The sequence below is a fragment of the Citrobacter sp. wls716 genome, assembly GCF_005280975.1.
Classification (GTDB): Bacteria; Pseudomonadota; Gammaproteobacteria; order Enterobacterales; family Enterobacteriaceae; genus Citrobacter; species Citrobacter youngae.
In genome coordinates, this window is sequence record NZ_SZWX01000025.1 from 172,853 (window position 1) to 198,761 (window position 25,909).

Below are 25,909 nucleotides of genomic sequence, written 5' to 3' on the forward strand. Positions count from 1 at the left end.
CCATCGGTGGAACCTTTTAATATCAGGTATACAATCGCGAATATTTTGGCGGATGGCGTAACGCTTCTCCGCCCTACAATGAACATGAAGGAGCGGTCATGACCAAGCACTATGATTACATCGCTATTGGCGGCGGCAGCGGCGGTATTGCCTCCATTAACCGTGCGGCAATGTACGGCCAGAAATGCGCGCTGATTGAAGCCAAAGAGCTGGGCGGCACCTGCGTTAACGTTGGCTGCGTACCGAAGAAAGTGATGTGGCATGCCGCACAAATCCGCGAAGCGATCCATATGTACGGCCCGGATTACGGTTTCGACACCACCATCAATAAGTTCGACTGGGATAAACTGATCGCCAGCCGTACCGCCTATATCGATCGCATTCATACCTCGTACGACAACGTGCTGGGTAAAAATAACGTCGATGTCATTAAAGGTTTTGCCCGCTTCGTGGACGCTAAAACCATTGAAGTGAACGGTGAAACCATTACTGCCGATCATATTTTGATTGCTACCGGCGGTCGCCCGAGCCATCCGAACATTCCGGGTGTGGAATACGGGATCGACTCCGACGGTTTCTTTGAGCTGCCCGCGCTGCCGAAGCGCGTTGCGGTCGTCGGCGCAGGTTACATCGCCGTTGAGCTGGCAGGCGTGATTAACGGCCTGGGTGCCCAAACGCATCTGTTCGTGCGTAAACACGCACCGCTGCGCAGCTTCGACCCGATGATCGTCGACACGCTGGTCGAGGTGATGAACGCCGAAGGTCCGACCCTGCATACGCACGCGATTCCGAAAGCGGTCGTTAAAAACGCTGACGGCAGCCTGACCTTGCAACTGGAAGATGGTCGTAGCGAAACGGTAGATTGCCTGATTTGGGCAATTGGTCGTGAACCAGCCACCGATAACTTCAACCTGGCAGTTACTGGCGTAAAAACCAACGAAAAAGGCTACATCGTCGTTGATAAATTCCAGAACACCAGCGTGCCGGGTATTTATGCCGTCGGCGATAACACCGGCGCCGTTGAGCTGACGCCGGTTGCCGTTGCCGCGGGCCGTCGCCTGTCTGAGCGTCTGTTTAACAACAAACCGGACGAACATCTGGACTACAGCAACATCCCGACCGTGGTCTTCAGCCATCCGCCAATTGGCACCGTAGGCCTGACCGAGCAGCAGGCTCGTGAACAGCACGGCGATGACCAAGTGAAAGTGTATAAATCATCGTTTACCGCGATGTACACCGCCGTCACCACGCACCGTCAGCCGTGCCGCATGAAGCTGGTTTGCGTCGGTCCGGAAGAGAAGATTGTCGGTATTCACGGTATTGGTTTTGGAATGGATGAAATGCTGCAAGGCTTCGCGGTCGCACTGAAAATGGGCGCAACCAAGAAAGACTTTGATAACACCGTTGCGATTCACCCAACGGCAGCAGAAGAGTTCGTTACCATGCGTTAATCGCACTTCATGAGTGTTAAAGGGCAAAGAGGGGTTAGCTCTTTGCCCTTAGTTACGTTTCCGCTATCAGTTCAAAAGTTGCAGCAGATAGCGGATCAGCTCCAGCAACGCGATTAACGCTCCCAGAACGATGATTGCTTTATCAATCACCCGTTTTCTCCATCAGATGGAGTGAGAATGCACCCGCTTACTCATCCATTGCCTGTCACGGGGCATGCTCCATTGTTAGATGATAACTATCTCACCCCGGCCAGAGCCACCAACTCGGGCTGAAGCGTAAAAAAACCGACGTGAAGTCGGTTTTTTTACGTCCGAATCAGGACCAGGGCAAAGTCTATTTACCCTGCATATATGGCGTATACACCCCGTTCAGGCTCTCAAGGAACGCCACGATATCGTCAATATCTTCCTGCGGCAGTTCTTTACCCACCTGATAACGCAGCATCAGTTTTACCGCACCGTCGAGCGTAGGCACATCACCGCGATGGAAATAAGGCGCGGTCAGCGCAACGTTACGCAAGCCAGGGACTTTTTGACGCAGCTTGTCACGTAATTCATTAGTGACGTTCATGCGGCCAATATCTGCGGCAGTGACCTCGCCGAAATTAAAGTCCTTTTTCAAACCCAATGGCTCAAATGAACGCCCGCCTAAAATAATACCGCCATGACAGGTTGCGCACTTATTATCTTTAAACAACTGATAGCCATGTTTCTGCTGGGCAGTTAACGCCGCTTCATCGCCGCGTAGCCATTTATCAAACGGCGAATTTGGCGTAATCAGCGTTTTCTCAAACTCAGCAATCGCATCGGTAATATTGTCCCCGCTGAATCCCTGCGGATAAACGGCGATAAACTCTTGTTTGAGTTGCGGATCTTTATCCAGTTTCTGAATAATTTCATCCCAGGATTTAGACGCCATCTCGATAGGGTTCAACGGCGGGCCGCCTGCCTGCGCCTGCAATGTTGGTGCTCGACCATCCCAGAATTGTTCCACGTTGAAGACCGAGTTAAATACCGTCGGCGCATTGATAGGACCAACCGCGCCGCCTACGCCGATTGACGTTTTGCGGCCATCCACGCCGCCTGCGTTCAGGGCGTGGCAGTGCGCGCAAGAAATCGTGCTGTCACCGGAAATACGCGGGTCGTGGTAAAGCGTAAAGCCTAGCGCCACTTTGCGGGCATCGGTCGGAATGCTTTCCGGTATCGGCTGCACAGGCTCGTTACGATGCTGCGCGGCGGTATCGTTACTGGCGTAATACTGCTCGCGCTGTTTCGCAATCCAGCCCAGGATCTCTGCTCGCTCCGTATCGCTTACCTTGCCAGCCCAGTGCAGTGCGGTATAACGCGTTGGCGGCATGGTGTCGTACTGCATCACCCATTCAATTTTATTCAGATCGCTTTGCGAAACGGGTTTATCCGCAACCAGCGCCGCACGCACGGCTTCAAGATTGAATGATTTGTATCCCAGTTGAATATCGTAATTCATCAACTGTTTAGCGACAGGAAAAGAAGAATAGAAAGGTAATTCCGCTGAAGGGGTATGACAATAATCGCATCCTTTTTCGCGTAAAAACCCTAATACTTTATTATTTTCTTCCAGCGTAGAGGCCTGAACATCAGCCTGTTTACTCCGTTGATTATCGTGATACCACACATAACCGGATAATCCAAAATAACAAATCACGACGCCAGCTATGGCTATCGCGGTAAGACGGGTAATGGTTTTCATTATTTTACCCTCACCGTTGTGAGTTATTGTGACCCAGAAAAATTAGAATAATGAGTGCATAGTCTTTATCAGACTTAACCATCATAGAAAGTAGGGGATTTATTATTTTGATAAGTATCAAGCAATTACATGGGGGATAACTATCGATAGAATAGCCTGTGCCTATTACGGAGATAAGCTGTTATGGTTTTCCGTTCACAACTCGTTGCAATCGAATGTTCTGAAAATGAAATATCTTCAGATCAGGCAGAATTATGAATTCTTCATTATATTCATTGGGATAGTCTTATTTTCTAAATAATATGCAGCACTAAAATGTGATCAACCGCACGCTTTACTCACCCGGCACCGAAGCGAATGTCTACGCTTAACTGACGACCGGGCAATAGCCTTAATCTTTCAACGTCCATCGGAGGTCTTTCTCATTATGCTCAACCAGAAACTACCCCACGCCCCTTCAGAAGAAATGACGATCGATATCGATCTGCTTTATGAAATGGATCCGTGCGAGTTAAAGCTGGATGAAATGATTGAGGCGGAGCCAGAGCCGGAGATGATTGCAGGGTTACCCGCGTCAGATGCGTTAACCCCCGCCGATCGTTACCTCGAGCTGTTTGAACACGTCCAGTCATCCAAACTATTTGCTGATAGCAAAACCTTCCCTGATTGTGCGCCCAAAATGGACCCACTGGACATTTTAATCCGCTATCGCAAAGTTAAACGCCACCGCGACTTTGATCTGCGACGTTTCGTCGAGAACCATTTCTGGCTACCGGAAACGCCCTCCAGTGAATATGTGTCCGATCCGGCAAGCTCGCTGAAAGAACATATCGATCAACTGTGGCCTGTGCTGACGCGCGAGCCGCAGGATCACATTCCCTGGTCCTCACTGCTGGCGTTACCGCAGTCATATATTGTGCCCGGCGGACGTTTTAGCGAAACCTACTACTGGGATTCCTACTTTACCATGCTGGGTCTGGCAGAGAGCGGCCGCGAAGATCTGCTGAAGTGTATGGCGGATAACTTTGCCTGGATGATTGAAAACTATGGTCACATCCCCAACGGTAACCGTACCTACTACCTGAGCCGTTCGCAGCCACCGGTCTTTGCGCTGATGGTGGAACTGTTTGAAGAGGATGGCGTACGCGGCGCGCGTCGCTACCTTGAACATCTAAAAATGGAATACGCATTCTGGATGGATGGCGCCGATTCCCTGGTGCTCAACCAGGCCTACCGTCACGTGATCAGAATGTCGGACGGCTCTCTGCTCAACCGCTATTGGGACGATCGTGATACCCCGCGCGATGAGTCCTGGCTTGAAGACGTAGAAACGGCTAAGCATTCAGGCCGACCACCTAATGAGGTATATCGGGATTTGCGCGCGGGCGCGGCCTCCGGCTGGGATTATTCCTCGCGCTGGCTACGCGATGCAGGCCGCCTTGCCAGCATACGCACCACTCAGTTCATCCCGATTGATCTGAACGCCTTCCTCTACAAGCTGGAAAGCACTATCGCCAATATTTCCGCGCTGAAAGGCGACAAAGAAACGGAAGCGCAGTTTCGCCAGAAAGCCAGTGACCGCCGCGATGCGGTGAACCGCTATCTGTGGGACGATGAAAACGGCTGCTATCGCGATTACGACTGGCGGCGCGAACAAATGGCCCTTTTCTCTGCCGCCAGTATTGTGCCGCTGTATGTCGGCATGGCAACACATGAACAAGCTGACCGACTCGCCAATGCGGTACGCAGCCGCTTACTCACGCCAGGCGGGATTTTAGCAACCGAGTATGAAACCGGCGAGCAGTGGGATAAACCCAACGGCTGGGCACCGCTGCAGTGGATGGCGATTCAGGGGTTTAAACTGTATGGCGATGACCATCTCGGTGATGAAATTGCCAGTAACTGGCTGAAAACAGTTAATATTTTTTATCAGGAACACCACAAGCTAATTGAAAAGTACCATATCGCTGACGGCACGCCGCGCGAAGGCGGCGGTGGGGAATATCCGCTGCAGGACGGATTTGGCTGGACGAATGGAGTGGTGCGCCGATTAATCGGTTTGTACGGTGAACCGTAAATGTCTGACGGCCTGATGCCACGAAATGCATCGGGCCGTTAGTTAATGGCATCGTACAGCGCGGTGTGGATTTTCTGCCATTTTTTGTTCTCTGCATTTGGATCTGCGCGCACACGCAGTTGGGCCTGTTCCATATCATACTGCTGACGAGCAACGACCTCCGGTGTCGAGCAGAAACTTTGTAGGTAGCTTTTATGCAGTGACGTCAGTGATGCGCCATTCGACATGGCATGACTGAGCGTAGTCATAAACTGCTGGCAGGGTTTAGCCTCATCCATCTGTGAGGGATACCGCAGCAGCAGCTTCAGAACTGCGGTGTTCCCCGCGGAAAATGCCTGCTCCGTCCACGCCAGCTTCCAGTCCATACCTCCTTGCAGGAACAGCGACGTGACGCGGGTATCGTTGCGATCGATAGCCGCCCGCATATTAAAGGTATCCCATGTAATGCCCATCCGGGTCACCGATTCTCGCGCAGAAGGCGCATCACGCCGCGGCTCTTCCTGCACTATCTCAACAGTTTGCCCTGAAGATGCTTGCGGTGCAGGTGCATTGAATAGCCAGAAAGCGCCCAGCGAGATCGCCAGAACCATAACACCGACAGCCACCCACAACATGCCGGAAATCAGCTGTTCGCGCTCTTCGGCCGTACGCTGCGCTCGCTTCTCAGGAGGATCGATACTGTCAGCAATTTCCTTTTTATCGCCTCCAGCCTGCTCGTCTTTTTGCCTTGCCGTTTCCCAGAATTGACGAACCGTCGACTCATCAGATTCCAGATACGATGCAGGATTGATACGCGTTCGGCGCTCTTCAAACGCTCGCTGCACAGAATGCGTAATTTGTTGGTACTGGTAATTTAACAGCATCAGCTGTACTGACGTCAGCGGTTGCTGAGCAATGACAGCGTTTCGCGCCAGTCGGCAATCATCCAGAAACATTCGCAGCGTTAAGCGCGGTTCGACAAACAGCATCAACACTGACGTATCATTAAAAATCTGCGTAAAGTGGCGAACAAATAGTTTCTTATCGACCACCATCAACGCCAGTTCGCTAAACAACATGCCGTCCAGCGCATCACGTCCTTCGCCCAGCTTTAACCAGCGACGCAAGCGTTCGGCACCAAAGTGCTGCTTCAGAAAACTGTTTAGCGGATGCTGATCTGGCCATACCCGTGCGACGAGGGCTTTGAGCGTTAACTCTATTGCGCGAAGCTGACGCTGCGCCCGCATCTGCGTATCCGGCCCCCCGATGTCGATATCGGTTTGATAGTTCAGGAGCGGCTGTTGCTGGCGTAATTGCTCCAGTGCTGCTACAAAACGCAGCGCGGAAATCAGCTGGTTTTCACTGACATCCTGACCGCTTTCATACTGAGGCACACTCTGTTGAAGATGGCGTAAACGCAACGTGAACTGGCTGAGTTGCGCATCATTCATCTGCAAGCGTCTGGCGACAGCCCCCCAACCGCCCAGATTCAGTCGGGCCTGATCGAGTTGCTCCAGAAACCAACGCGGATCTTTGCCCTCAGCCACATGTACGCCTAACAGCAGCAAAATTTCCACCGACGCCTGACGGATGATCCCCAAACAGTGTTCAAATGGCGCACATGTCGCCTGTAACGCGCTATTGGTCATTATCTTCCCTAAAAGAGCCCAGAAAGGTGCGGCCTCACGATGTATTTCGTTATCTTTTTATAAACGTGGCACAGCGCAGAATTGTGCCGCTGTAGACTAGAACACATTCATATAACAAATAAATGCGTTTTGCAGTGACAACGGCAAAATCATTGAAATTTATTCTGGAGATAAATCCGTGTCGGTGTTGAAAACAGCGCGACTGCCCCTCAATGACGGGGGGTGACTGGTTATGCCTGGCGATGCGCAATAGCATATCGGGAAAAGTGCCTGAGATGACAGGATGTTTAGCCGGTTAAAACGTGAATGCCGCCCCTTAAGTCGTAAGGCGTTTATGGCCAAAAATGGCCATATGGCAACTACGTCTGCTGATAATTATCTTTATACTGTTTTTCTTTTAAGAGAAATCATTATGCCGCATTGCGCCGCTCATTTTACCTCCGCCGGTATTGCATTTATCAAGCAATGGCAGGGCCTGTCGCTGGAAAAGTATCAGGATAAAAATGGTGTATGGGTCATTGGCTACGGGCATGAAATTACACCCGATGAAACCTTTGTTGCCCCCATTTCAATGGCGCAGGCAGAATCCCTGCTGCTCACAGATCTGGATATCTGCCAAGCATTAATACGCACAAATAAACCTCAGCTTAACGACCCGTTTCAACAAGAAGTCTTTATTGCGTGGATGCTAAGTGTTGGGATAACGCGCTTTTGTCACGCAGAAAGGTGGCCGGTTAATATTTCACAGCCAGATAGCGTCTGACCGTGAAATAAATATCAATTATAGAAATTCATTTAACATCATTGCTGCCTGAGTACGGTTTTTAACTTCCAGGCGCTGATAAAGTGACTCAAGGTGGGCTTTTACTGTTCCGGTACTGATATTTAACAGCCGACCAATTTGTTTATTTGACTCACCAGCCGCCAGCATGGTCAGGATCTCCCGCTGGCGGGCGCTTAATGTTTTTATATTTTGCCGACTGCTATCGTTTGTCGCTAAGTGATCCCTGGGAAGAAACATCATGCCCATCGCAACGCTGTTAAGCGCCAGAGTAAAGGTTTCTGCATCAGAGTCACGCGGCACAATGGCCAACACGTTTAATTGCGTCACATCCTGCAGCCATTTCTTACTGCAATCAGTGGCAGAGATCAGCACCTTCACCGTTGAAAAAGAGTGTGCAATCTGTTGCAGCAAGCTGCAGCAAAACTCACCGTCGAGATCACCGTCCAGCATGAGCAGCGCATCTGGGGTATTTTCCAGTTTTTGCCAAAGGTCATCTGCCTGACTGACACCCTGAACATTCACTCCTGGAATTCGTTGCTGCAAACTTATATTCATTCCATGAATAAATATTGACTGCCTGTCAAACATTATTACCTGCATTATTAACTCTCCGTCTAAAAAATAGTAGTCTTGAGACGCGAAAGGGTATTCTTCACGAGGAAAAATAATAACTCACCATTTGGCAGGGGTCATTCTACCGATAAGCGAAGAATAAAAAAGCAAGAGTTATGAATAGTTACAGCTCAAGAAAAAGGATTACACAAAGCGGGCAGAACAGGATAGATTTCTGAGACATTCCTCATTTATCGAGGGTCAGAATTCCTTATTAATATTAATTTTCAGAGAATACATTTTTAGCTGAAAATAAGATATCCTGAAAAAATAATAAATATGTTACAAATTACAATATAGCATTAAGTGCTCATTCAACAGCTATCGCAGCCTATTGAATAAGCACGTTGCACGTTACAGGAACATCCCGCCAGATACCTCAATACGCTGTGCAGTCATCCAGGCGAGTTCATCGCTGAGCAACGCGGCGATGGCATCACCGATATCATCCGGTAACCCGACGCGTCCCAGCGCCGTTTGCGAGGCAATATATGCATTCAGTTGCGCGTTATCACGCACGTTCCCACCGCCGAAATCAGTTTCAATCGCGCCCGGCGCAATAATATTTGCCGTAATACCGCGTTCCCCCAACTCTTTAGCCTGATACCGGGTAAGCACTTCCATCGCCCCTTTCATGGCGGCATAGGCGCTGTAGCCCGGTAGAGCAAAACGCGCCAGGCCGGTCGAGACATTGAGGATCCTTCCCCCCTTGTTCATCAGCGGAAGAAGACTCTGCGTCAGGAAAAATGGCCCCTTAAACTGGATGCTCAGCAATTGGTCAAATTGCGCTTCGGTGAATGCAGAGTACGGCGCAGTAATGCCGATTCCGGCATTGTTCAATAAATAATCAAACCCTTCGCTTTGCCACTGTGCCTTTAAGGTGTGCTTCATCTGTTCAACGAAGGATGGGAAAGTTGAAATATCCCCGACATTTAACGGTAATGCCGCTGCTTTTCCACCAGATTGCCGAATTTCATCCACAACCTGCTGCGCCTCTTTTTCATTGCTGTTCCACGTCAGGACGATACCTATTCCTTTGTTCGCCAGCTTAAGTGCCGCGTTTTTACCGAGCCCACGACCGCCACCGGTCACTAATGCGATACGTTGCGTCATAAGAAACCTCATTTCAGATGTTGTGATGATTGAGACAAAGCTTATTAGGTGGTAGAAGAACAATAAATATCGCTAATTGCGCATTACTGTTTCATTCAGAACAACAATAGGGCATGGGAATGGATAAAATTCACGCAATGCAGTTGTTCATCCGCGTCGCAGAACTGGAGAGTTTTTCGCGTGCGGCAGACACCCTTGGACTTCCTAAAGGTAGCGTATCGCGCCAAATCCAGGCCCTGGAAAATCATCTGGGTACGCAGCTTCTGCACCGCACTACCCGCCGCGTTCAGCTCACACAAGACGGCATGATCTATTACGAACGTGCAAAAGATCTGTTGAGCAATCTGGATGAACTGGATGGGTTGTTCCATCACGATCCAGCCAGTATCAGCGGTAAGCTGCGCGTCGATATGCCGGTTGGCGTGGCGAGAAATCTGGTCATGCCCCGCCTGCCCGTCTTTTTGCATCAGTATCCAGGGCTGGAGCTTGAACTCAGCAGCAGTGACCGCCTGGTAGACTTAATTCGTGAGGGTTTCGACTGCGTCGTACGCGTTGGCACACTGAAAGATTCGGGGCTGATTGCCCGACCGCTGGGGAAACTCACGCAGATTAACTGTGCCAGTCCACAGTATCTGGCCCGCTTTGGTTATCCGGAAAGCCTGGAGGATTTGGCCTCACATGCCGTGGTGCATTATTCGGTCAATTTGGGAACACGCGCACAGGGCTTCGAGGTGGCTACAGACAATGGGACTGCATGGGTAAAAACGGGCGGCATGCTGACCGTGAACAGCACAGAAACCTATCATGCGGCATGTCTTGCCGGGCTGGGCATTATTCAGGTACCACGCGTCGGGGTGCGTGAAGCCCTTCGCGCCGGTACGCTGGTTGAAGTGTTACCGCAATATCGGGCCGAACCCATGCCCGTTTCTTTGCTCTATCCACATCGCCGGAACCTTTCCCGCCGGGTACATCTGTTCATGGAATGGTTGACCGGTGTGATGAAAGACTATGTGGATTAGCCCATTTTTCGGGAAGTGGGTCTGAGCGGCTATAATGTCATGAGTAAACAAAATAAGGACTACCGATCGGATGACGCAGGAACACGACGCAAAGCACCCTACGCCTGAACAACAGCAAACCGCCACAACGCCGGTGAAAAACGCCACAGCGAACCAGGCGCTGAAAACAGTCATAACCTTCGCAGATAAAATTCAACGTCAACCTGTTATCGCCCACCTGATCCGCGCAGCAGAGCGTTTTAATGACCGAATGGGAAATCAGTTTGGCGCAGCCATCACGTATTTCTCGTTCCTGTCGATGATCCCTATCCTGATGGTGTCGTTTGCGGCGGCCGGTTTTATTCTCGCCTCACACCCCACGTTATTACAGGATATCTTCAGCAAAATATTGCTCAACGTTAGCGATCCGACGCTGGCCTCGACGCTGAAAAACACCATCAATACTGCCGTTCAGCAACGTACCACCGTGGGTCTGGTGGGGCTTGGAATCGCCCTCTACTCTGGTATTAACTGGATGGGAAACCTGCGTGAAGCTATTCGTGCACAGTCGCGGGACCTCTGGGAACGCACACCGCAGGATCAGGAAAAAATATGGGTTAAATACCTGCGTGATTTTGTCTCATTGATTGGATTGCTGATTGCGCTGATCGTTACGCTGTCGATTACCTCCATTGCCGGTTCTGCCCAGCAAATGATCATCTCGGCACTGTATCTCGACGGTATTGAGTGGCTGAAACCCGCGTGGCGATTGATTGGTCTGGCGATCTCCATTTTCGCCAACTATTTGCTGTTCTTCTGGATTTTCTGGCGGCTACCGCGTCACCGACCGCGTAAGAAGGCGCTGATTCGCGGAACATTTATTGCGGCTATTGGCTTTGAGGTGATTAAGATCGTCATGACCTACACGCTGCCATCGTTGGTAAAATCCCCCTCCGGCGCGGCGTTTGGTTCGGTGCTTGGGCTGATGGCATTCTTTTACTTCTTCGCGCGTTTGACCCTGTTCTGCGCCGCCTGGATTGCCACAGCGGAATACAAAGACGACCCGCGTATGCCGGGGAAAACGCAATAGCCACCGCCGGATTAGTTGTGAATTGCCGGATAAGCGCAGCGCCATCCGGCAATTATAATGCCGCCTGCTCTCACCGATTTAGTGAATAAATCCAGAACGTAACTTTTATTTAACCAAAAACCAGTTTTATCAACTAAGTTTTAAATTGTGTGAAGCATTTCATGGAAGTGAAATCTCAAGCCTAAAAATTATCCCCTTTTTGCTCCATTTTTGACCGATCTCAAAGTTTGTTACAGATTGAAATGTCTCTTTTGCTGTGCGTAATATGGCCTTTCGTTCGACCCAAAATAAGAAAATATTATGCAAGCAACCGCCACAACACTCGATAACGAACAAGAACACGCCCCGGTCAATTCGCGCAATAAAGTCGTCGTCGCTTCGCTCATCGGCACTGCCATTGAGTTCTTCGACTTCTATATTTACGCGACCGCGGCGGTGATCGTGTTCCCCCACATCTTCTTCCCGCAGGGTGACCCCACGGCGGCCACACTACAGTCGCTGGCTACCTTTGCTATCGCCTTCGTGGCCCGCCCGATCGGCTCCGCCGTATTCGGCCATTTCGGCGATCGTGTTGGACGTAAAGTCACGCTGGTTGCTTCACTGCTCACCATGGGGATTTCAACGGTTGTGATTGGCCTGCTGCCGGGCTATGAAACAATCGGCATTTTCGCCCCCTTGCTGCTGGCGCTGGCGCGTTTTGGTCAGGGTTTAGGTCTGGGCGGTGAATGGGGCGGCGCGGCGTTGCTGGCAACGGAAAACGCACCACCGCGTAAACGCGCGCTGTACGGTTCATTCCCGCAGTTGGGTGCGCCTATCGGTTTCTTCTTCGCTAACGGCACGTTCCTGTTGCTCTCCTGGCTGTTGACCGACGAACAGTTTATGAGCTGGGGCTGGCGCGTGCCGTTTATCTTCTCTGCCGTACTGGTCATTATCGGTCTCTACGTCCGTGTTTCTCTCCACGAATCGCCGGTATTTGCCAAAGTCGCCGCAGCGAAAAAACAGGTGAAAATCCCGCTGGGTACTCTGCTGACAAAACATGTTCGTGTGACGATCCTTGGCACATTCATCATGCTGGCGACCTATACACTGTTTTATATCATGACCGTCTATTCGATGACGTTCAGCACTGCCGCAGCCCCCGTAGGGCTTGGCCTGCCGCGTAATGAAGTGTTGTGGATGCTGATGATGGCGGTTATTGGCTTTGGCGTTATGGTACCAGTGGCTGGCCTACTGGCCGATGCGTTTGGTCGTCGCAAGAGCATGCTCATCATCACCACGCTTATCATTCTGTTTGCGCTGTTTGCCTTTAAACCGCTGCTCGGTTCTGGCAATCCGGTGTTGGTGTTCGCTTTCCTGTTGCTTGGCCTGAGCCTGATGGGTCTGACATTCGGCCCGATGGGGGCACTGCTGCCGGAGTTGTTCCCAACTGAAGTGCGCTATACGGGAGCGTCGTTCTCATATAACGTCTCGTCAATTCTCGGTGCCTCTGTTGCCCCTTATATTGCCGCATGGCTGCAGGGGAACTACGGTCTGGCGGCGGTCGGTACGTATCTGGCATCGATGGCGGCTTTAACGCTGATTGCGCTGCTGTTAACCCATGAGACACGGCATCAATCGCTGTAATTTGATTGCCTGATGGCGCTATGCTTATCAGGCCTACAGACTGCAATCCCCCGTAGGCCGGATAAGGTGTTTACACCGCATCCGGCGCGCTCATCACTTCTTCATCTGCGACAGGATTGTCCGGCACTGATTCGTTTCGTTTTCAGACGGAGAAATTAGCGCCAGCAGCGCCGCCGCTGGCGTAACCAGCGTTGCCAGCGCGGCAGCCACCGCACCGCGTGCAATCAGCGGCCCGGCCTTCACGCCAGCCTGTGGATTTTTAAAGGTCCCACGGACATACAGCGGCGAACGCAGGGTAATAATACGAATGCCTTTGCTCTCCGGGTCGATGGTTAAATCCAGTTGCTCAGATGCAAAGCTTGCAGTCCCGGTCACGTTGATCACCGCGTTTTCTGTGTCGAACGCGAAAATTTGTGGGCGCGCGATGCCATTGACGATATCCAGATTTGCCGCTGCGCAGTTCACCCGTACTTCGTCATCACCGAATATTTGTCCGACGATATAGTTACCCAGATTCAGCCCAACGATCTCCATCAGATTGCGACTGACCAATCCATCATTCATCAATAGCTTCAGGTTACCGTTGCTGTTACCCAGCAGCGCAGCCACTGAATTTCCGCTACCGCTCAACCTGGCGTCACCGTTCATCTCACCGAGCGTTTTCTGCATCAACTCCACGTCCGGCATCAGCGCTTTTAGCTTCAGGCGACGAGCCTGAATATCCGCCTGCCCCCGCATCGGCTTTTTATCCCCTTCCAGATGAATGCTGGAAACAATACTGCCCCCTGCGAGGCCAAATTTCAGTGGCTGCAGGCGCAAGTCAGCATTTTTCAGGAGGATATGGGTGGAGAGATCGCTGATTGGCAGGCTACTGCCGTGTTCGATACGCCGTCCTTTGAAACGCACATCAGCATCCATTACGTTCCATTTGTCGGTTTCAAAACGGTCATACGGCAACACCTTGTCAGCAGGCTGAACGCTCTTCTCACCTTTGCGCTGTTCAGATTGTTTTGCCCGTTCTGCCCCTTTGCCTGAATCCACACCGATCAGCGGCCCCAAATCAGCCAGCCTCAGCTGGCGTGATTCCACATCGCCCTTCAGCATGGGTCGCGGCTTGCCGGTGGTGTAGGCCAGCGTCCCGTGAATATCGCTATCGCCAATGCGACCATTAAAATGGCGGTATTCAAAAAGAGAGGACTTTTCCGGATCGATTTTCGCCACCAGACGCCCGTCCGTTTCAAACGGTGGTGTATCCGGTAACAGCACACCGGTCAAATCGTATAAATCCCCAAGTGAATCCCCAGAGAATTTAAGCCGTAGATCGACACCGCCCATATTCATCGGGTCATTTATCGTGCCGCTAAATACCACGCGCGTGTTGCCCGAGCGAAAGTCTGCCTGTATCGGAAAAGGGGTACCTTCGCCGCGTAACGCCAACATCCCGCCAATTTTTCCCGTTCCGGTTAGCGGCTCACCGTTGTAGCGGCCCTGGGCTTTCAGACCAAAAATGTAATCCTCAACACTGGCGCCCCCTTCTTTGCTGTTGGTGCCTGTCACTTCGCTAAACGGTAGCGGCTTGCCTAGTGGATCGACCAGGATCTCAAGCTCCGACTTCGTCACCTTATCATTAACAGCGATACGCCCTTGATCGAACAAAATGTTATCCAGCCTGAAAGACCACGCGGGTGGCGGCGCATTGGGGTCGCGTTTTTCATCCCCGGCGAAGTTAAAGGTCCAGTTGTTGTTTTCCTCCGACAGCCGAATGAGCCGCGCATCGGGTTTCACCATCTTGACCCACGGTAACCAGATGGTTTTTGTCAGCAATGCCAGTGGGGCGAGCGTAGCTTCAACACGCGGGAGATGCACCATGGTAACGTCGGGAATATCTGGCGGGTTGCCGAGGATGATATCTTCAGCATGAACATGCGGCCACGGAACCCAACTGCGCCAGCCGGTTTCCTGCTTCTGGCGTTCCCAGACGACGCCCAGATCACCGCGTATGGCGAATGGACGGTTGAGTTCAGTAGAGACTTTCTGGTTGATGGTCGGTTTGAGCCGGTTCCAGTCAAATGTCGCAATCACAATGATGAGCACGACGATCAGCAACAAGAAAAACCCTACTACGGATGCGGCTATTTTGCCTGTTTTCGTCACGTTTTCCTCCTGACTTCCTCCCTTGCCTGTCCTAAAGATAGTCCAGCAGGGCGAAAAGGAGGCACGCTACATCCGCATCAAAGCGACAGAATCACCTCTTCCAGGGTACTCAGTGGCACCGGACGAGAGAGGAAATAGCCCTGAGCAGCAAAAGCTGGTGAGTTTTGCACATCGCGCCACTCTTCCAGGGTTTCAACACCTTCGACAATCACGCCACGGCAATAGCGGTTCATAAGCTGGAGCAGCAAAGTGAAGAGGTTACGGCCTTCCGGCGTCTGACGCAGCATGACAAACAGATCCCGCGCCACTTTGATGTAGTCGTAACTCACTTCGCTAAGGGCCGAGAAATTGGCCATCCCGGTACCAAAATCATCCAGCCAGAGCGGGCCGAACTCGCACATCGAGGCAAACGACGATCCCTTCGGTAAGCGGATATGCTCGACCAACTCAAAGCGTAACCAGGGCAGGCATTCAATGATTTTCAGGATCTCGGGGTCCTGGCGCATCGCAATGAGCGTCGGGCCATCGACATTGACGGAGGCCAGCAGATCGTGGGCTCTGAAAAAATCACTTTTCAGTTCAAGTTGTTCAAGCTGCTCTTTCACTACCTCAACGCGATGCCGAACAGCAACTTCAGCAAAATAACGGTCTGGCGCAATGCGTTGAGCAGGGTTATCAGGATGACTCACGACGGTTAGCAGCTCTACGGCCATCAGCCGACCATTGGTCTGGTAAATGGGCTGATAAGTGTAAGCACGCTCGCACTGCAGCCAATAGCGTCGCTCCTGCAAGCATTCGATACTCGCATCTGGCGTAATTAGCTGCTGGGTGACCTGCTTTATCATCTGAGGTGTCCTGTAAATAAGAGTGTGACTGACCGGACTCGTCAAAGGTTATCGGCGCTCAGGCGCAGAACTTTACGTTCAGCAGTACGCAAAATAAAAACAGCGGTAAAAACGACACAGAACACGTTCTGGCTCAAAAAAATAATGGAACGTTGTTTTAATATAGTTGACCACTTAACACCCACAGCGCACACTAACGCTAATTTTTTTCAGAGCAGGTTACGACTATGTCCAGGAAGATTGCCGTGATTGGCGAATGCATGATTGAGCTGTCACAGAAAGGCGCCGACGTTCAGCGCGGATTCGGTGGCGACACGTTGAATACATCCGTTTATATTGCCCGTCAGGTCGATTCTGCGGCCCTTTCCGTACATTACGTCACGGCGCTGGGCACTGACAGTTTCAGCCAGCAAATGCTGGAATCCTGGCAGGGAGAAAACGTCGATACGTCATTAACCCAGCGTATGGAAAACCGTCTGCCGGGTCTCTATTACATTGAGACTGACAGTACTGGCGAGCGCACCTTCTATTACTGGCGTAATGAAGCGGCGGCAAAATTCTGGCTGGAGAGCGAACAATCCGGCGCCATTTGCAAAACGCTGGCGACATTCGACTACCTGTACCTGAGCGGAATCAGCCTGGCGATTTTAAGCCCGGCCAGCCGTGACAAACTGCTGTCGCTGCTGCGCGAGTGTCGCGCCAACGGCGGCAAGGTCATTTTTGACAACAACTACCGCCCGCGTCTGTGGAGCAGCAAAGAAGAAACTCAGCAGGTGTATCAGCAGATGCTGGAGTGCACCAATATTGCGTTCCTGACGCTGGACGATGAAGACGCGCTGTGGGGTGAAAAACCCGTAGAGGACGTAATTGCCCGGACTCACGCAGCTGGCGTACAGGAAGTGGTTGTGAAGCGCGGCGCAGACTCTTGCCTGGTGTCCATCGAGGGTGAAGGACTTATCGATGTACCGGCTGTAAAATTACCGAAAGAAAAAGTGATCGATACCACGGCGGCAGGAGACTCCTTCAGTGCCGGGTATCTGGCAGTGCGTTTAACCGGTGGCGATGCCGCTGAAGCCGCAAAACGCGGCCACCTGACAGCAAGCACCGTTATTCAGCATCGCGGGGCGATTATCCCACGCGATGCCATGCCGCAGTAACGTCGATTATCCGGTCTGCATACCGTAGGCCGGACAAGCAAAGCGCCCCCGGCATCTCCAATGCCGGATAGCGGCGTAACCCCCTTATCCGGCCTACAGGTTACTGTACTGGCGGGATATCCGTCACTTCAGGATGTGATTCATCCGTTTCAGCCGACGTTGCCGCTGCGGTAACCGGCGCCATTATGCTATCCCATGTCGCCTGCAGATCCTTCATGTTGAACTCAGGTTCCCCTTTCGGCTGAAGAAGAATGAGAGCCATATCCTGCGATAGCTGCTGACGCAAATCCTGATTCAGCATCTCAACGGTCAGGCCATTAAGGAAGTTCTGCCGTAAACGCTGATACTGTTCTGGCGCGATATCCACCACCTGGTTTTGCAACGAGCGCAAACGCTGGCTGATCAAAATATCGGTATCGGTGCGGCCGTAGGTGGCAAACAGTTTCTGCAATTCCAGATTTTTTTGCGCTACCAGCGCATTGAACTCTTCTTCCGGCAGGCCCTTGTCCCGCACTTTCGCCAGTTCACGAGCCACCGTGCCCAGGTTCGCATTCAGCTTATCGTTCGGCGATTCAACGTTAATAGCGCACTGTGCACGCAGGAACAGCACCCGACAGTCAAAGCCGAGGCCGATGTCTTTCGCGTTGTTCCTGGATAACGTCTGCTGGATATGCCAGAACAGCGCTTCACGGGCTAAATCGGCACGCCAGTAGCGTAACAACGCGGCGGATTCACGAATAGGTTGCCACGGCGCGTCCCACATGATGGAAAGACGATCCTGGCGTACCGCATCGGTCATAATGCTTACCGCTTCCGCACGCAGTGGAGAGAGCGTAGGCACCGGAGCCGGCGTTTCACGTTTTCCGTTTAACTCACCGAAGGTTTTATTGATTTGCTCAGCCACGCTGCGAGCATCAACGTTACCGACGATAATCAGCGTCATCGCATCCGGGGTATACCATTTCTGGTAGAACGACTGAATTTTTGCTGCATCAATCGGCTTTTTCAGCGGATCGGCAGGATCGTGCCCTAACAGCGTGGAGCCTTTCAGACGATAGCGCCACCATCCCTCTTTGGTATCTGACGGCCAGGTTGCCACCATATCTTCGCTGCTCAGCGCATGGTTAACCGTTTCAGGGGTAATGGTCAGCTTGCCGGAAATATTCGCCAGGTAAGAAAGTGACTCTTTCAGCAGGTCATTCCGGCTATTGGGCAAGCTAAGGTTATACAGCGTGGAATCATAGGAAACGATAACGGGCGGCATGGGGCGTTTAGGATCAAACCCCTGCTGCCACAATGAACGGGCTTGCGTGGCATCAAGGCCACCGCTTTGCGTCAGCGCGATACGTGGGATCGCATGGCTGAAACCACTCTGTTGCGTACTTTCGGTGAGTGAACCGGTATTAACCAGCAGGCGAACCTCAATACGGTCGCTGGGACGCTGGGGAGTGGCTAACACTTGCCACTGGAGACCATTTGCCAGCGTGCCCTGTTGCCACGCCGGGTCAGGCTGGAGCGCATCTGCCTGCACATAGCCGGCAGAGGCCATCATCAGCAAGCCGCCCGCTAAAAGTCGAATTTTTGTGCCCTGCATGTGAACCCCTGATCAACTATCCTGGAAATAAAAAGACAGCCCTGAGAAGGACCCTCTGAATATGACGTTAAAAACACTTCGTGTTAGACCGCAAGAACATAAAAATGTCACGGAAGAAGTGAAAAAATCCCGAAACCGTCGAACAGACAGTTTCAGGCACAGGGGGTAATTATGCGCAAACGCCCGCAGTCCTGGAAGGGACTACGGGCATAAGTGGAGAGATTAAGAGGATAAATCGTGCGTTTTGCCATCCGGCGCACGATTATTCAGCACATCATCAAGCTTTTTGTGGTCCAGTTCTTTCACCCACTTAGCCACAACGACCGTTGCCACCCCGTTACCGACCAGGTTAGTCAGCGCACGCGCTTCAGACATAAAGCGGTCAATACCCAGGATGAGCGCCAGACCCGCTACCGGCAGATGCCCTACTGCGGAAATTGTCGCTGCCAGCACGATAAAGCCACTTCCGGTCACGCCCGCTGCACCTTTTGAGGAGAGCAGGAGCACCACCAACAGGGTTATCTGATGGAAGATATCCATATGACTATTGGTGGCCTGCGCGATAAACACCGCCGCCATAGTCAGATATATCGATGTCCCATCAAGGTTAAACGAGTAGCCCGTGGGTATAACCAACCCGACAACCGACTTCCGGCAGCCCAGTTTTTCCATCTTATCAAGCATACGCGGCAGCGCTGATTCAGAAGAAGACGTACCCAGTACGATCAGCAGTTCTTCACGGATATAGCGGATGAATTTGAAAATGCTGAAGCCGGTTGCGCGAGCAATGGAGCCCAGAACCACGACCACAAACAGGATACAGGTAATGTAGAAGCAGATAATCAACTGACCCAGTTGCACCAGCGTTCCGACGCCATACTTACCGATGGTAAAGGCCATGGCACCGAAAGCACCTATCGGTGCAAGGCGCATGATCATGTTGATAATGCCGAAAATAACCTGCGAGAAACTTTCAATTACGTTGAAAATCATCTGGCCTTTGCTGCCCAGACGGTGCAGAGCAAAACCAAACATCACCGCGAACAGTAATACCTGCAGGATGTTGCCGCTGGCGAACGCGCCAATGACGCTACCCGGGATAATATCCATCAGGAAGCCCACGATCCCCTGGTCTTTTGCCTGCTCGGCGTAGATCGCTACCGCTTTGGCATCCAGCGTTGCCGGATCGACGTTCATCCCGGCGCCGGGTTGCACCACGTTGACAATGATAAGACCAATGATCAGCGCAATCGTACTAACCACTTCAAAATAAAGCAGTGCAACCGCACCGGTGCGGCCTACTGCTTTCATACTTTCCATACCTGCAATGCCGGTAACGACAGTACAGAAGATAACAGGTGCGATGACCATCTTAATGAGCTTAACGAACGCGTCGCCAAGCGGTTTCATTTGGGCGCCTAATTCAGGGTAGTAATGGCCAAGGAGGATACCAATGGCAATTGCTGTCAGGACCTGAAAGTAAAGGCTTTTGAAGATAGAGGTTTTCATAGGGTGTCCTTAAAGTAAAAACCACAGGTCTTGTAAGGTTTTGTTTAACCTGCGGCCTTAAAGTAACACCCACACAACATGACAGAAATGCACCCGGATCATAATTGATACAAATTTGTTAAAAATTTTGAACTGGCTCGCACAAGCGCTACCTTTTTTAACTTTTGTAATCAGCTGATTCCTTCGCTAAATAGCGTTCTTCGAAGATATCTGCCGGAACCGGACGGGCAAACAGGAATCCTTGCGCGACGTCCACCCCTGCCTGTGATAACCAGTCGCGTTGCGCTTCGGTTTCAACGCCTTCCGCAATCATTTGCAAATTGAGACTGTGAGCCAGCTGAATAATGGCAGAAATCATACTGCTATCTTCTGGCAGGCCTTCAACAAACATCTTATCGATTTTGAGCACATCAACTGGCAGTGACTTCATGTGCTGCAACTGTCGCAGACCCGCATAGCCCATACCAAAGTCATCCAACGCAATGCGTACCCCCGCATTGCGCAGCGGGCGCAGGATAGCGACAGCGGCGTTTGGATCATCTATATGCCGGCTTTCGGTAACTTCCAGAATCAAGGTACCGGGCTTAATGCGATATCGGTTTAACAACTCCAGCAGATCCGACACCATACTGGGGTGCATGAGCTGTAGCGCAGACAGATTCACCGACAGCGGTAACATCAGACCACGTTCCTGCCAGGCCGCAAGCTGGCGACAAGACTCCTCCAGCACCCAATATCCAACCGTCACCATCAGACCGCAGGATTCAATCCTGTCGATTAACCCTTCCGGTAATTCCCAGCTTCCGTCTGCCTGCTGCATCCGCAATAAAGCTTCAGCACTCAACATCTTGCCGCTGGCGATCTCTACCTGCGGCTGCATCCACAGCGCAAATTGCTGGTGATCAAGCGCGGTCAGAATGTCGTTCTCTTCGGTCAAACGCTGCTGTGCTTCTTCCATTTGCTGCGGATCAAAGAATTGGATCTGATTTTTACCCTTGCGACGCGAGGTTAGCACTGCCGATAGCGCGCGACTGTATAGCTGTTCCGCCGTCAAATCGCCGTAGTACATCGCCACCCCAATGTTGCAGCTCGGACGCAGCTGAATACCCTGAATGGGCAACCGTTCATTCATGATAGTAAGTACTTGCTGACCTAATGTGATTGCATGCCAGGGTTCCTTCACACCGTGCGCGATAATCGCGAAGTCATAGCCGCTCACCTGAGTAAGCACCATTCTGGGCGCCAGCACCGATCTCAGTTTCTCAACCAGCGTCAACAGCAGGATTTCCCGCTGGGTCTCGGTCAATACACCGGCGGTATCACGCAGGGTTTCGCAGGTGACAATCATCAGCGCAGTTGTTTGCGGGCCAGTAACAATCTGCTCAAGTAGCCCCATTAAGAACGTCTTATTTGGCAGTTCAGAGACCGGAAAGCGCATCGAATTGTCGTTCTGCTCTTCACTGTGGCGCAGGACCAGTTGCTGATTCAGGTTGTAGCTACGCACCAGCATCCCAATCTCATCATCCTGATGCATAGGCGGTAATGCCAGTTGATAGCCGATCAGCTCCTGCTGCGGAATATCGTTCAGTTCGCGAGCAATTTTGCGTAACGGGTGCACAATCAGGCGGTTAATACACCAGGAGATGGCTACCGACAGGATTAACGACAAAAGTAAGTAAATGGTCACTAACGTTGAAAGCGTGCTCGTCACGAATTTGTACATGCGGTATGAATCCGCCTGTAACACCAGATACGCCAGCGGCTGTGGGTTGGCAGAGCGCTCAAGAGAATAGACCGGGAGCGAAATCTGCACCGGCAGTTCAAACAGTCGGGTCACCGTAACCGGAACGGGGCGTTCAGGGATAAAGCTCATCCGCAATGCCTGAAACTGGTTGGGCAGTACCACATCCGCGCGACTGACCACGCCAGCGGGCTGGATACGGCTTAAAATCATTTCTGCTTCGGGGATATCCCCCTTCAGGATGGCAGCCGACAGAGGTTCACGGACGGAGCGAGCGATGCTTTCCAGTTGCGTAGCCGTGTTATAGCGGTTCTGCTGGACCAAATGGAACAACAAAACGGTGCAAAAAATAAAAACAAACACCATGACAACGGCCGCAACCATCGCCATCTGCTTTATTGTTAACGAGCGACTGACACGCAAACTGACTCTCCACGGATAGACAAAAACTGCCGTCAGAGTATACCCGATCGTAGCGGTATTAAGAGAGGCGGTATCTGAAAACTTCCCAGCGTGCATTATCGCGACAGGATAGGCACCTGGCGACGAGATTTATCTGCATTTAAGCCGAAAAAGGCCGCAAGGTTAACCCCTGCGGCCTGGTTCGGGCGCATGTTGCCATTACGGCAGGCAGACACCCGCAAAGTGCATTACTTCCTGTTACGCAGCCAGTTCACAATCAGGCTGGCAATAATGCCAGCGATAATTGGAGCCGCTAAATCGTGCCAGAAAGCCACACCTAACTGTGTGAGCGTCATATAGCCGCCTGTGTTGCAATGGCAACTGTTCGCGGCTATTCTTAACTTGTCTGGAGTCAAGTTAGCCCCCGTTTAGTTGCCTGGTTTATACCGAACAACGTGCGGGGGTTTTCTCTTTCCAGCAACCGATGCCGCCGGGGATCAAGCCCCCGCAACATTGCGCCTCACCGGGAACCCCCGGCTTGCCGCTGATTCTACGGTAGCCCACTCGCCATATCACTGCGCAATATTGCGCTCTGCGTAGCGCTTCGCATTTCACCGGTTTTCTCGCCAGTACGCTGGAAAGATTCTTGCCAGTTGGCAACATTCCTGCCGACAATTAATGTCAGAATACAAATAACCAATTGATATATATTGATTTATTTTCTGGCACAGCGATTGCTATTTGACTGTGAGCTGTTCTGTTCCGAATCAAAGGAGATATCATGTCTGACTGTCGTACTTACGGATTCAATACCCAGATCGTTCACGCGGGGCAACAACCCGACCCTTCAACTGGCGCGCTCAGTACGCCTATCTTCCAGACTTCAACGTTTGTTTTTGACAGCGCCGAACAAGGTGCCGCCCGCTTTGCGCTCGAAGAGTCCGGGTACATTTATACCCGTTTGGGCAACCCTACCACCGATGCGCTGGAGAAAAAGCTGGCGGTGCTGGAAAGAGGTGAAGCCGCGCTGGCAACGGCATCCGGCATTTCCGCGATCACCACAACGCTGCTGACGCTGTGCCAGCAGGGCGACCATATCGTTTCCGCCAGCGCGATTTATGGTTGTACTCACGCATTTCTGTCGCACAGCATGCCGAAGTTCGGCATTAACGTGAGTTTTGTCGACGCCGCGAAACCGGAAGAAATCCGCGCCGCCATGCGCCCGGAAACCAAAGTTGTGTATATCGAAACGCCCGCTAACCCGACGCTGTCGCTGGTCGACATTGAAACGGTAGCCGGTATCGCCCATCAGCAAGGCGCATTGCTGGTGGTGGATAACACCTTTATGTCGCCGTACTGTCAGCAGCCTCTGCAATTGGGCGCAGACATCGTGGTGCATAGCGTCACCAAATATATCAACGGACACGGTGATGTGATTGGCGGCATCATTGTCGGGAAACAGGAGTTTATCGACCAGGCGCGGTTTGTCGGTTTGAAGGATATTACCGGTGGCTGTATGAGCCCTTTCAACGCCTGGCTGACGCTGCGCGGCGTTAAAACATTGGGCATTCGTATGGAACGTCACTGTGAAAACGCGCTAAAAATCGCCCGCTTCCTCGAAGGGCATCCGTCCATTACCCGCGTTTATTACCCTGGCCTGGCTTCGCACCCACAGTATGAACTGGGCCAACGGCAGATGAGCCTGCCAGGGGGAATTATCAGCTTTGAAATTGCCGGCGGCCTCGAGGCTGGCAGACGGATGATCAATTCTGTAGAATTGTGCCTCCTCGCGGTCAGTCTCGGTGATACCGAAACCCTCATTCAGCACCCAGCGTCTATGACACATTCGCCCGTTGCGCCAGAGGAACGGCTTAAAGCAGGTATTACCGACGGGCTTATCCGTCTTTCTGTGGGTCTTGAAGATCCAGAAGATATTATTAACGACCTTGAACACGCCATCAGAAAGGCAACATTCTGACCATTACGGCCTGAACCGACGACGCTCGGTTCAGGTCGTTGAGCATCAAGGCACAACAGTCTGGCTATACGCGCGCTCCTTTTCGGGGAGAACGGGTATTTTGGGCAGGGGGTTCTATGCAGGACAACACAATACAATTAAGCAACAATACAGCAACCGCCGTACCATTCTCAAAGAAAATACCGTTTACAAAATACGATTTTGGCTGGGTATTACTCTGCATCGGCATGGCAATTGGTGCGGGTACAGTTCTGATGCCGGTACAAATTGGCTTAACCGGCATTTGGGTTTTTATTGTCGCCTTTATTATCGCTTACCCGGCAACGTACATTGTGCAGGACATTTATTTAAAAACATTATCCGAAAGTGAAACCTGCAATGACTACACCGATATTATAAGTCATTACCTTGGGAAAAACTGGGGTGTATTCCTCGGTGTGATTTACTTTTTGATGATTATTCATGGAATATTCATCTATTCATTATCGGTGGTTTTTGACAGCGCCTCGTATATCAAAACTTTTGGGCTAACCGATACCGACCTTTCGCAGTCAATCATCTACAAAGTGGCCATTTTTGCCGTACTGGTAGCCATTGCTTCCGGGGGAGAAAAGCTACTGTTCAAAATCTCCGGTCCGATGGTGGTGGTAAAAGTCGGCATTATCATCATCTTCGGCTTTGCGATGGTTCCGCACTGGAACTTCAGCAATATCAGCGCCTTTCCTGAAGCATCGGTGTTCTTTCGCGATGTGCTGCTAACTATCCCATTCTGCTTCTTCTCGGCGGTGTTTATTCAAGTGCTGAACCCCATGAACATTGCCTACCGCAAACGGGTGGCGGACCGGGTACTGGCCACACGTATGGCTATACGCACGCATCGGATCAGTTACATTACGCTGATTGCGGTCATCCTGTTTTTCTCCTTCTCTTTTACCTTTTCGATTAGCCACGAAGAGGCCGTTTCAGCCTTCGAACAGAATATTTCTGCACTGGCTCTGGCGGCGCAGGTTATTCCTGGTCAGATTATTCACATCACCTCAACGGTGTTAAATATCTTCGCTGTATTAACCGCATTCTTTGGTATTTATTTGGGATTCCACGAGGCGATTAAAGGAATTATTCTTAACGTTCTGAGCCGCGTTATTGACGTGGAGAAAATTAATCCTCTGGTGCTTACGCTGGGTATTTGCACATTTATCGTTATTACGCTAGTTATTTGGGTATCGTTTCGCGTATCGGTACTGGTGTTCTTCCAGTTAGGCAGCCCGCTGTACGGGATTGTGTCGTGTATTATTCCGTTTTTCCTGATCTATAAAGTCACACAGCTGGAAAAACTGCGCGGGCTGAAAACCTGGCTAATTCTGCTGTACGGGATCCTGCTGTGCCTGTCGCCATTACTGAAGCTGATTGAATAACCCGCGTAA

20 protein-coding genes are annotated in these 25,909 nt (G+C 51.5%); 9 read left to right on the top strand and 11 right to left on the bottom strand.

Features of this window, described 5'->3' with window-relative positions:
• The first annotated feature begins 98 nt into the window (after nucleotides 1–98).
• Nucleotides 99–1,451: a glutathione-disulfide reductase gene (gorA, locus tag FDX24_RS08735; protein ID WP_137364145.1), complete on the top strand. Its 1,353-nt coding sequence runs from the start codon at nucleotides 99–101 to the stop codon at nucleotides 1,449–1,451.
• A 66-nt stretch (nucleotides 1,452–1,517) separates the two neighbouring features.
• Here gorA and dinQ read toward each other — a convergent pair whose 3' ends face one another.
• Nucleotides 1,518–1,601 (bottom strand): damage-inducible type I toxin DinQ, encoded by an 84-nt coding sequence (gene dinQ, locus FDX24_RS08740; RefSeq protein WP_003837776.1) that lies wholly within the window; start codon nucleotides 1,599–1,601, stop codon nucleotides 1,518–1,520.
• Nucleotides 1,602–1,785: 184 nt separating this feature from the next.
• Nucleotides 1,786–3,180, bottom strand: a complete 1,395-nt coding sequence (locus FDX24_RS08745) for a cytochrome-c peroxidase (protein WP_137364146.1) — start codon at nucleotides 3,178–3,180, stop codon at nucleotides 1,786–1,788.
• Between the two features lie 427 nt (nucleotides 3,181–3,607).
• On the opposite strand from FDX24_RS08745, the gene FDX24_RS08750 reads away from it, so the two are divergent.
• The gene (locus FDX24_RS08750; RefSeq protein ID WP_137364147.1) at nucleotides 3,608–5,257 is read left to right on the top strand and encodes an alpha,alpha-trehalase; all 1,650 of its coding nucleotides are present in this window, start codon (nucleotides 3,608–3,610) and stop codon (nucleotides 5,255–5,257) included.
• 38 nt (nucleotides 5,258–5,295) lie between these two features.
• Here the strand turns inward: FDX24_RS08750 and FDX24_RS08755 are convergent, their stop codons facing one another.
• Nucleotides 5,296–6,885 carry an STY4199 family HEPN domain-containing protein gene (locus FDX24_RS08755; RefSeq protein WP_137364148.1) on the bottom strand — a complete coding sequence of 530 codons (1,590 nt, stop codon included), beginning with the start codon at nucleotides 6,883–6,885 and terminating at the stop codon, nucleotides 5,296–5,298.
• A gap of 412 nt (nucleotides 6,886–7,297) precedes the next feature.
• Between FDX24_RS08755 and FDX24_RS08760 the strand changes: the two genes are divergently transcribed.
• The gene (locus FDX24_RS08760) at nucleotides 7,298–7,648 is read left to right on the top strand and encodes a glycoside hydrolase family protein (RefSeq protein WP_101742808.1); all 351 of its coding nucleotides are present in this window, start codon (nucleotides 7,298–7,300) and stop codon (nucleotides 7,646–7,648) included.
• An 18-nt stretch (nucleotides 7,649–7,666) separates the two neighbouring features.
• On the opposite strand, the gene FDX24_RS08765 is transcribed toward FDX24_RS08760, so the two are convergent.
• Complete coding sequence (locus tag FDX24_RS08765; RefSeq protein ID WP_061066778.1) at nucleotides 7,667–8,269, bottom strand: response regulator transcription factor; 603 nt, start codon at nucleotides 8,267–8,269, stop codon at nucleotides 7,667–7,669.
• 366 nt (nucleotides 8,270–8,635) lie between these two features.
• On the bottom strand, nucleotides 8,636–9,394 hold the full coding sequence (locus FDX24_RS08770; RefSeq protein ID WP_048213637.1) for an SDR family NAD(P)-dependent oxidoreductase: 759 nt from the start codon (nucleotides 9,392–9,394) through the stop codon (nucleotides 8,636–8,638).
• Between the two features lie 119 nt (nucleotides 9,395–9,513).
• Here FDX24_RS08770 and FDX24_RS08775 point away from each other — a divergent pair, with 119 nt between their 5' ends.
• The 3 genes from FDX24_RS08775 to FDX24_RS08785 all read left to right on the top strand — a co-directional run bounded on the left by FDX24_RS08775 (nucleotide 9,514) and on the right by FDX24_RS08785 (nucleotide 13,105).
• The gene (locus FDX24_RS08775; RefSeq protein WP_061068776.1) at nucleotides 9,514–10,413 is read left to right on the top strand and encodes a LysR family transcriptional regulator; all 900 of its coding nucleotides are present in this window, start codon (nucleotides 9,514–9,516) and stop codon (nucleotides 10,411–10,413) included.
• Nucleotides 10,414–10,483: 70 nt separating this feature from the next.
• On the top strand, nucleotides 10,484–11,482 hold the full coding sequence (gene yhjD, locus FDX24_RS08780) for an inner membrane protein YhjD (RefSeq protein ID WP_048213638.1): 999 nt from the start codon (nucleotides 10,484–10,486) through the stop codon (nucleotides 11,480–11,482).
• Between the two features lie 300 nt (nucleotides 11,483–11,782).
• The gene (locus tag FDX24_RS08785) at nucleotides 11,783–13,105 is read left to right on the top strand and encodes an MFS transporter (RefSeq protein ID WP_048213639.1); all 1,323 of its coding nucleotides are present in this window, start codon (nucleotides 11,783–11,785) and stop codon (nucleotides 13,103–13,105) included.
• A gap of 93 nt (nucleotides 13,106–13,198) precedes the next feature.
• Here FDX24_RS08785 and FDX24_RS08790 read toward each other — a convergent pair whose 3' ends face one another.
• Both FDX24_RS08790 and pdeH read right to left on the bottom strand, forming a co-directional pair.
• Nucleotides 13,199–15,259 (bottom strand): AsmA family protein, encoded by a 2,061-nt coding sequence (locus FDX24_RS08790; RefSeq protein ID WP_137364149.1) that lies wholly within the window; start codon nucleotides 15,257–15,259, stop codon nucleotides 13,199–13,201.
• Between the two features lie 77 nt (nucleotides 15,260–15,336).
• Nucleotides 15,337–16,104 carry a cyclic-guanylate-specific phosphodiesterase gene (gene pdeH, locus FDX24_RS08795; protein WP_005133851.1) on the bottom strand — a complete coding sequence of 256 codons (768 nt, stop codon included), beginning with the start codon at nucleotides 16,102–16,104 and terminating at the stop codon, nucleotides 15,337–15,339.
• A gap of 227 nt (nucleotides 16,105–16,331) precedes the next feature.
• On the opposite strand from pdeH, the gene FDX24_RS08800 reads away from it, so the two are divergent.
• The gene (locus FDX24_RS08800; protein ID WP_048213641.1) at nucleotides 16,332–17,261 is read left to right on the top strand and encodes a sugar kinase; all 930 of its coding nucleotides are present in this window, start codon (nucleotides 16,332–16,334) and stop codon (nucleotides 17,259–17,261) included.
• A gap of 100 nt (nucleotides 17,262–17,361) precedes the next feature.
• Here the strand turns inward: FDX24_RS08800 and FDX24_RS08805 are convergent, their stop codons facing one another.
• The 4 genes from FDX24_RS08805 to FDX24_RS08820 form a co-directional block, all read right to left on the bottom strand.
• On the bottom strand, nucleotides 17,362–18,855 hold the full coding sequence (locus tag FDX24_RS08805; RefSeq protein ID WP_115642709.1) for a pitrilysin family protein: 1,494 nt from the start codon (nucleotides 18,853–18,855) through the stop codon (nucleotides 17,362–17,364).
• A 222-nt stretch (nucleotides 18,856–19,077) separates the two neighbouring features.
• Nucleotides 19,078–20,364, bottom strand: a complete 1,287-nt coding sequence (gene dctA / locus FDX24_RS08810; protein WP_048213643.1) for a C4-dicarboxylate transporter DctC — start codon at nucleotides 20,362–20,364, stop codon at nucleotides 19,078–19,080.
• Between the two features lie 157 nt (nucleotides 20,365–20,521).
• A complete protein-coding gene (gene hmsP / locus FDX24_RS08815) occupies nucleotides 20,522–22,528 on the bottom strand; it encodes a biofilm formation regulator HmsP (protein WP_061066782.1) in 2,007 nt (668 codons plus the stop codon).
• A 227-nt stretch (nucleotides 22,529–22,755) separates the two neighbouring features.
• The gene (locus FDX24_RS08820) at nucleotides 22,756–22,863 is read right to left on the bottom strand and encodes a type I toxin-antitoxin system toxin Ldr family protein (RefSeq protein WP_048213645.1); all 108 of its coding nucleotides are present in this window, start codon (nucleotides 22,861–22,863) and stop codon (nucleotides 22,756–22,758) included.
• Between the two features lie 425 nt (nucleotides 22,864–23,288).
• Here FDX24_RS08820 and megL point away from each other — a divergent pair, with 425 nt between their 5' ends.
• Both megL and FDX24_RS08830 read left to right on the top strand, forming a co-directional pair.
• On the top strand, nucleotides 23,289–24,485 hold the full coding sequence (megL, locus tag FDX24_RS08825; RefSeq protein WP_048213646.1) for a methionine gamma-lyase: 1,197 nt from the start codon (nucleotides 23,289–23,291) through the stop codon (nucleotides 24,483–24,485).
• Between the two features lie 116 nt (nucleotides 24,486–24,601).
• Entirely contained in the window at nucleotides 24,602–25,900 is a 1,299-nt protein-coding gene (locus tag FDX24_RS08830; protein WP_048213647.1) for an aromatic amino acid transport family protein, read from the top strand.
• Nucleotides 25,901–25,909 lie beyond the last annotated feature (9 nt).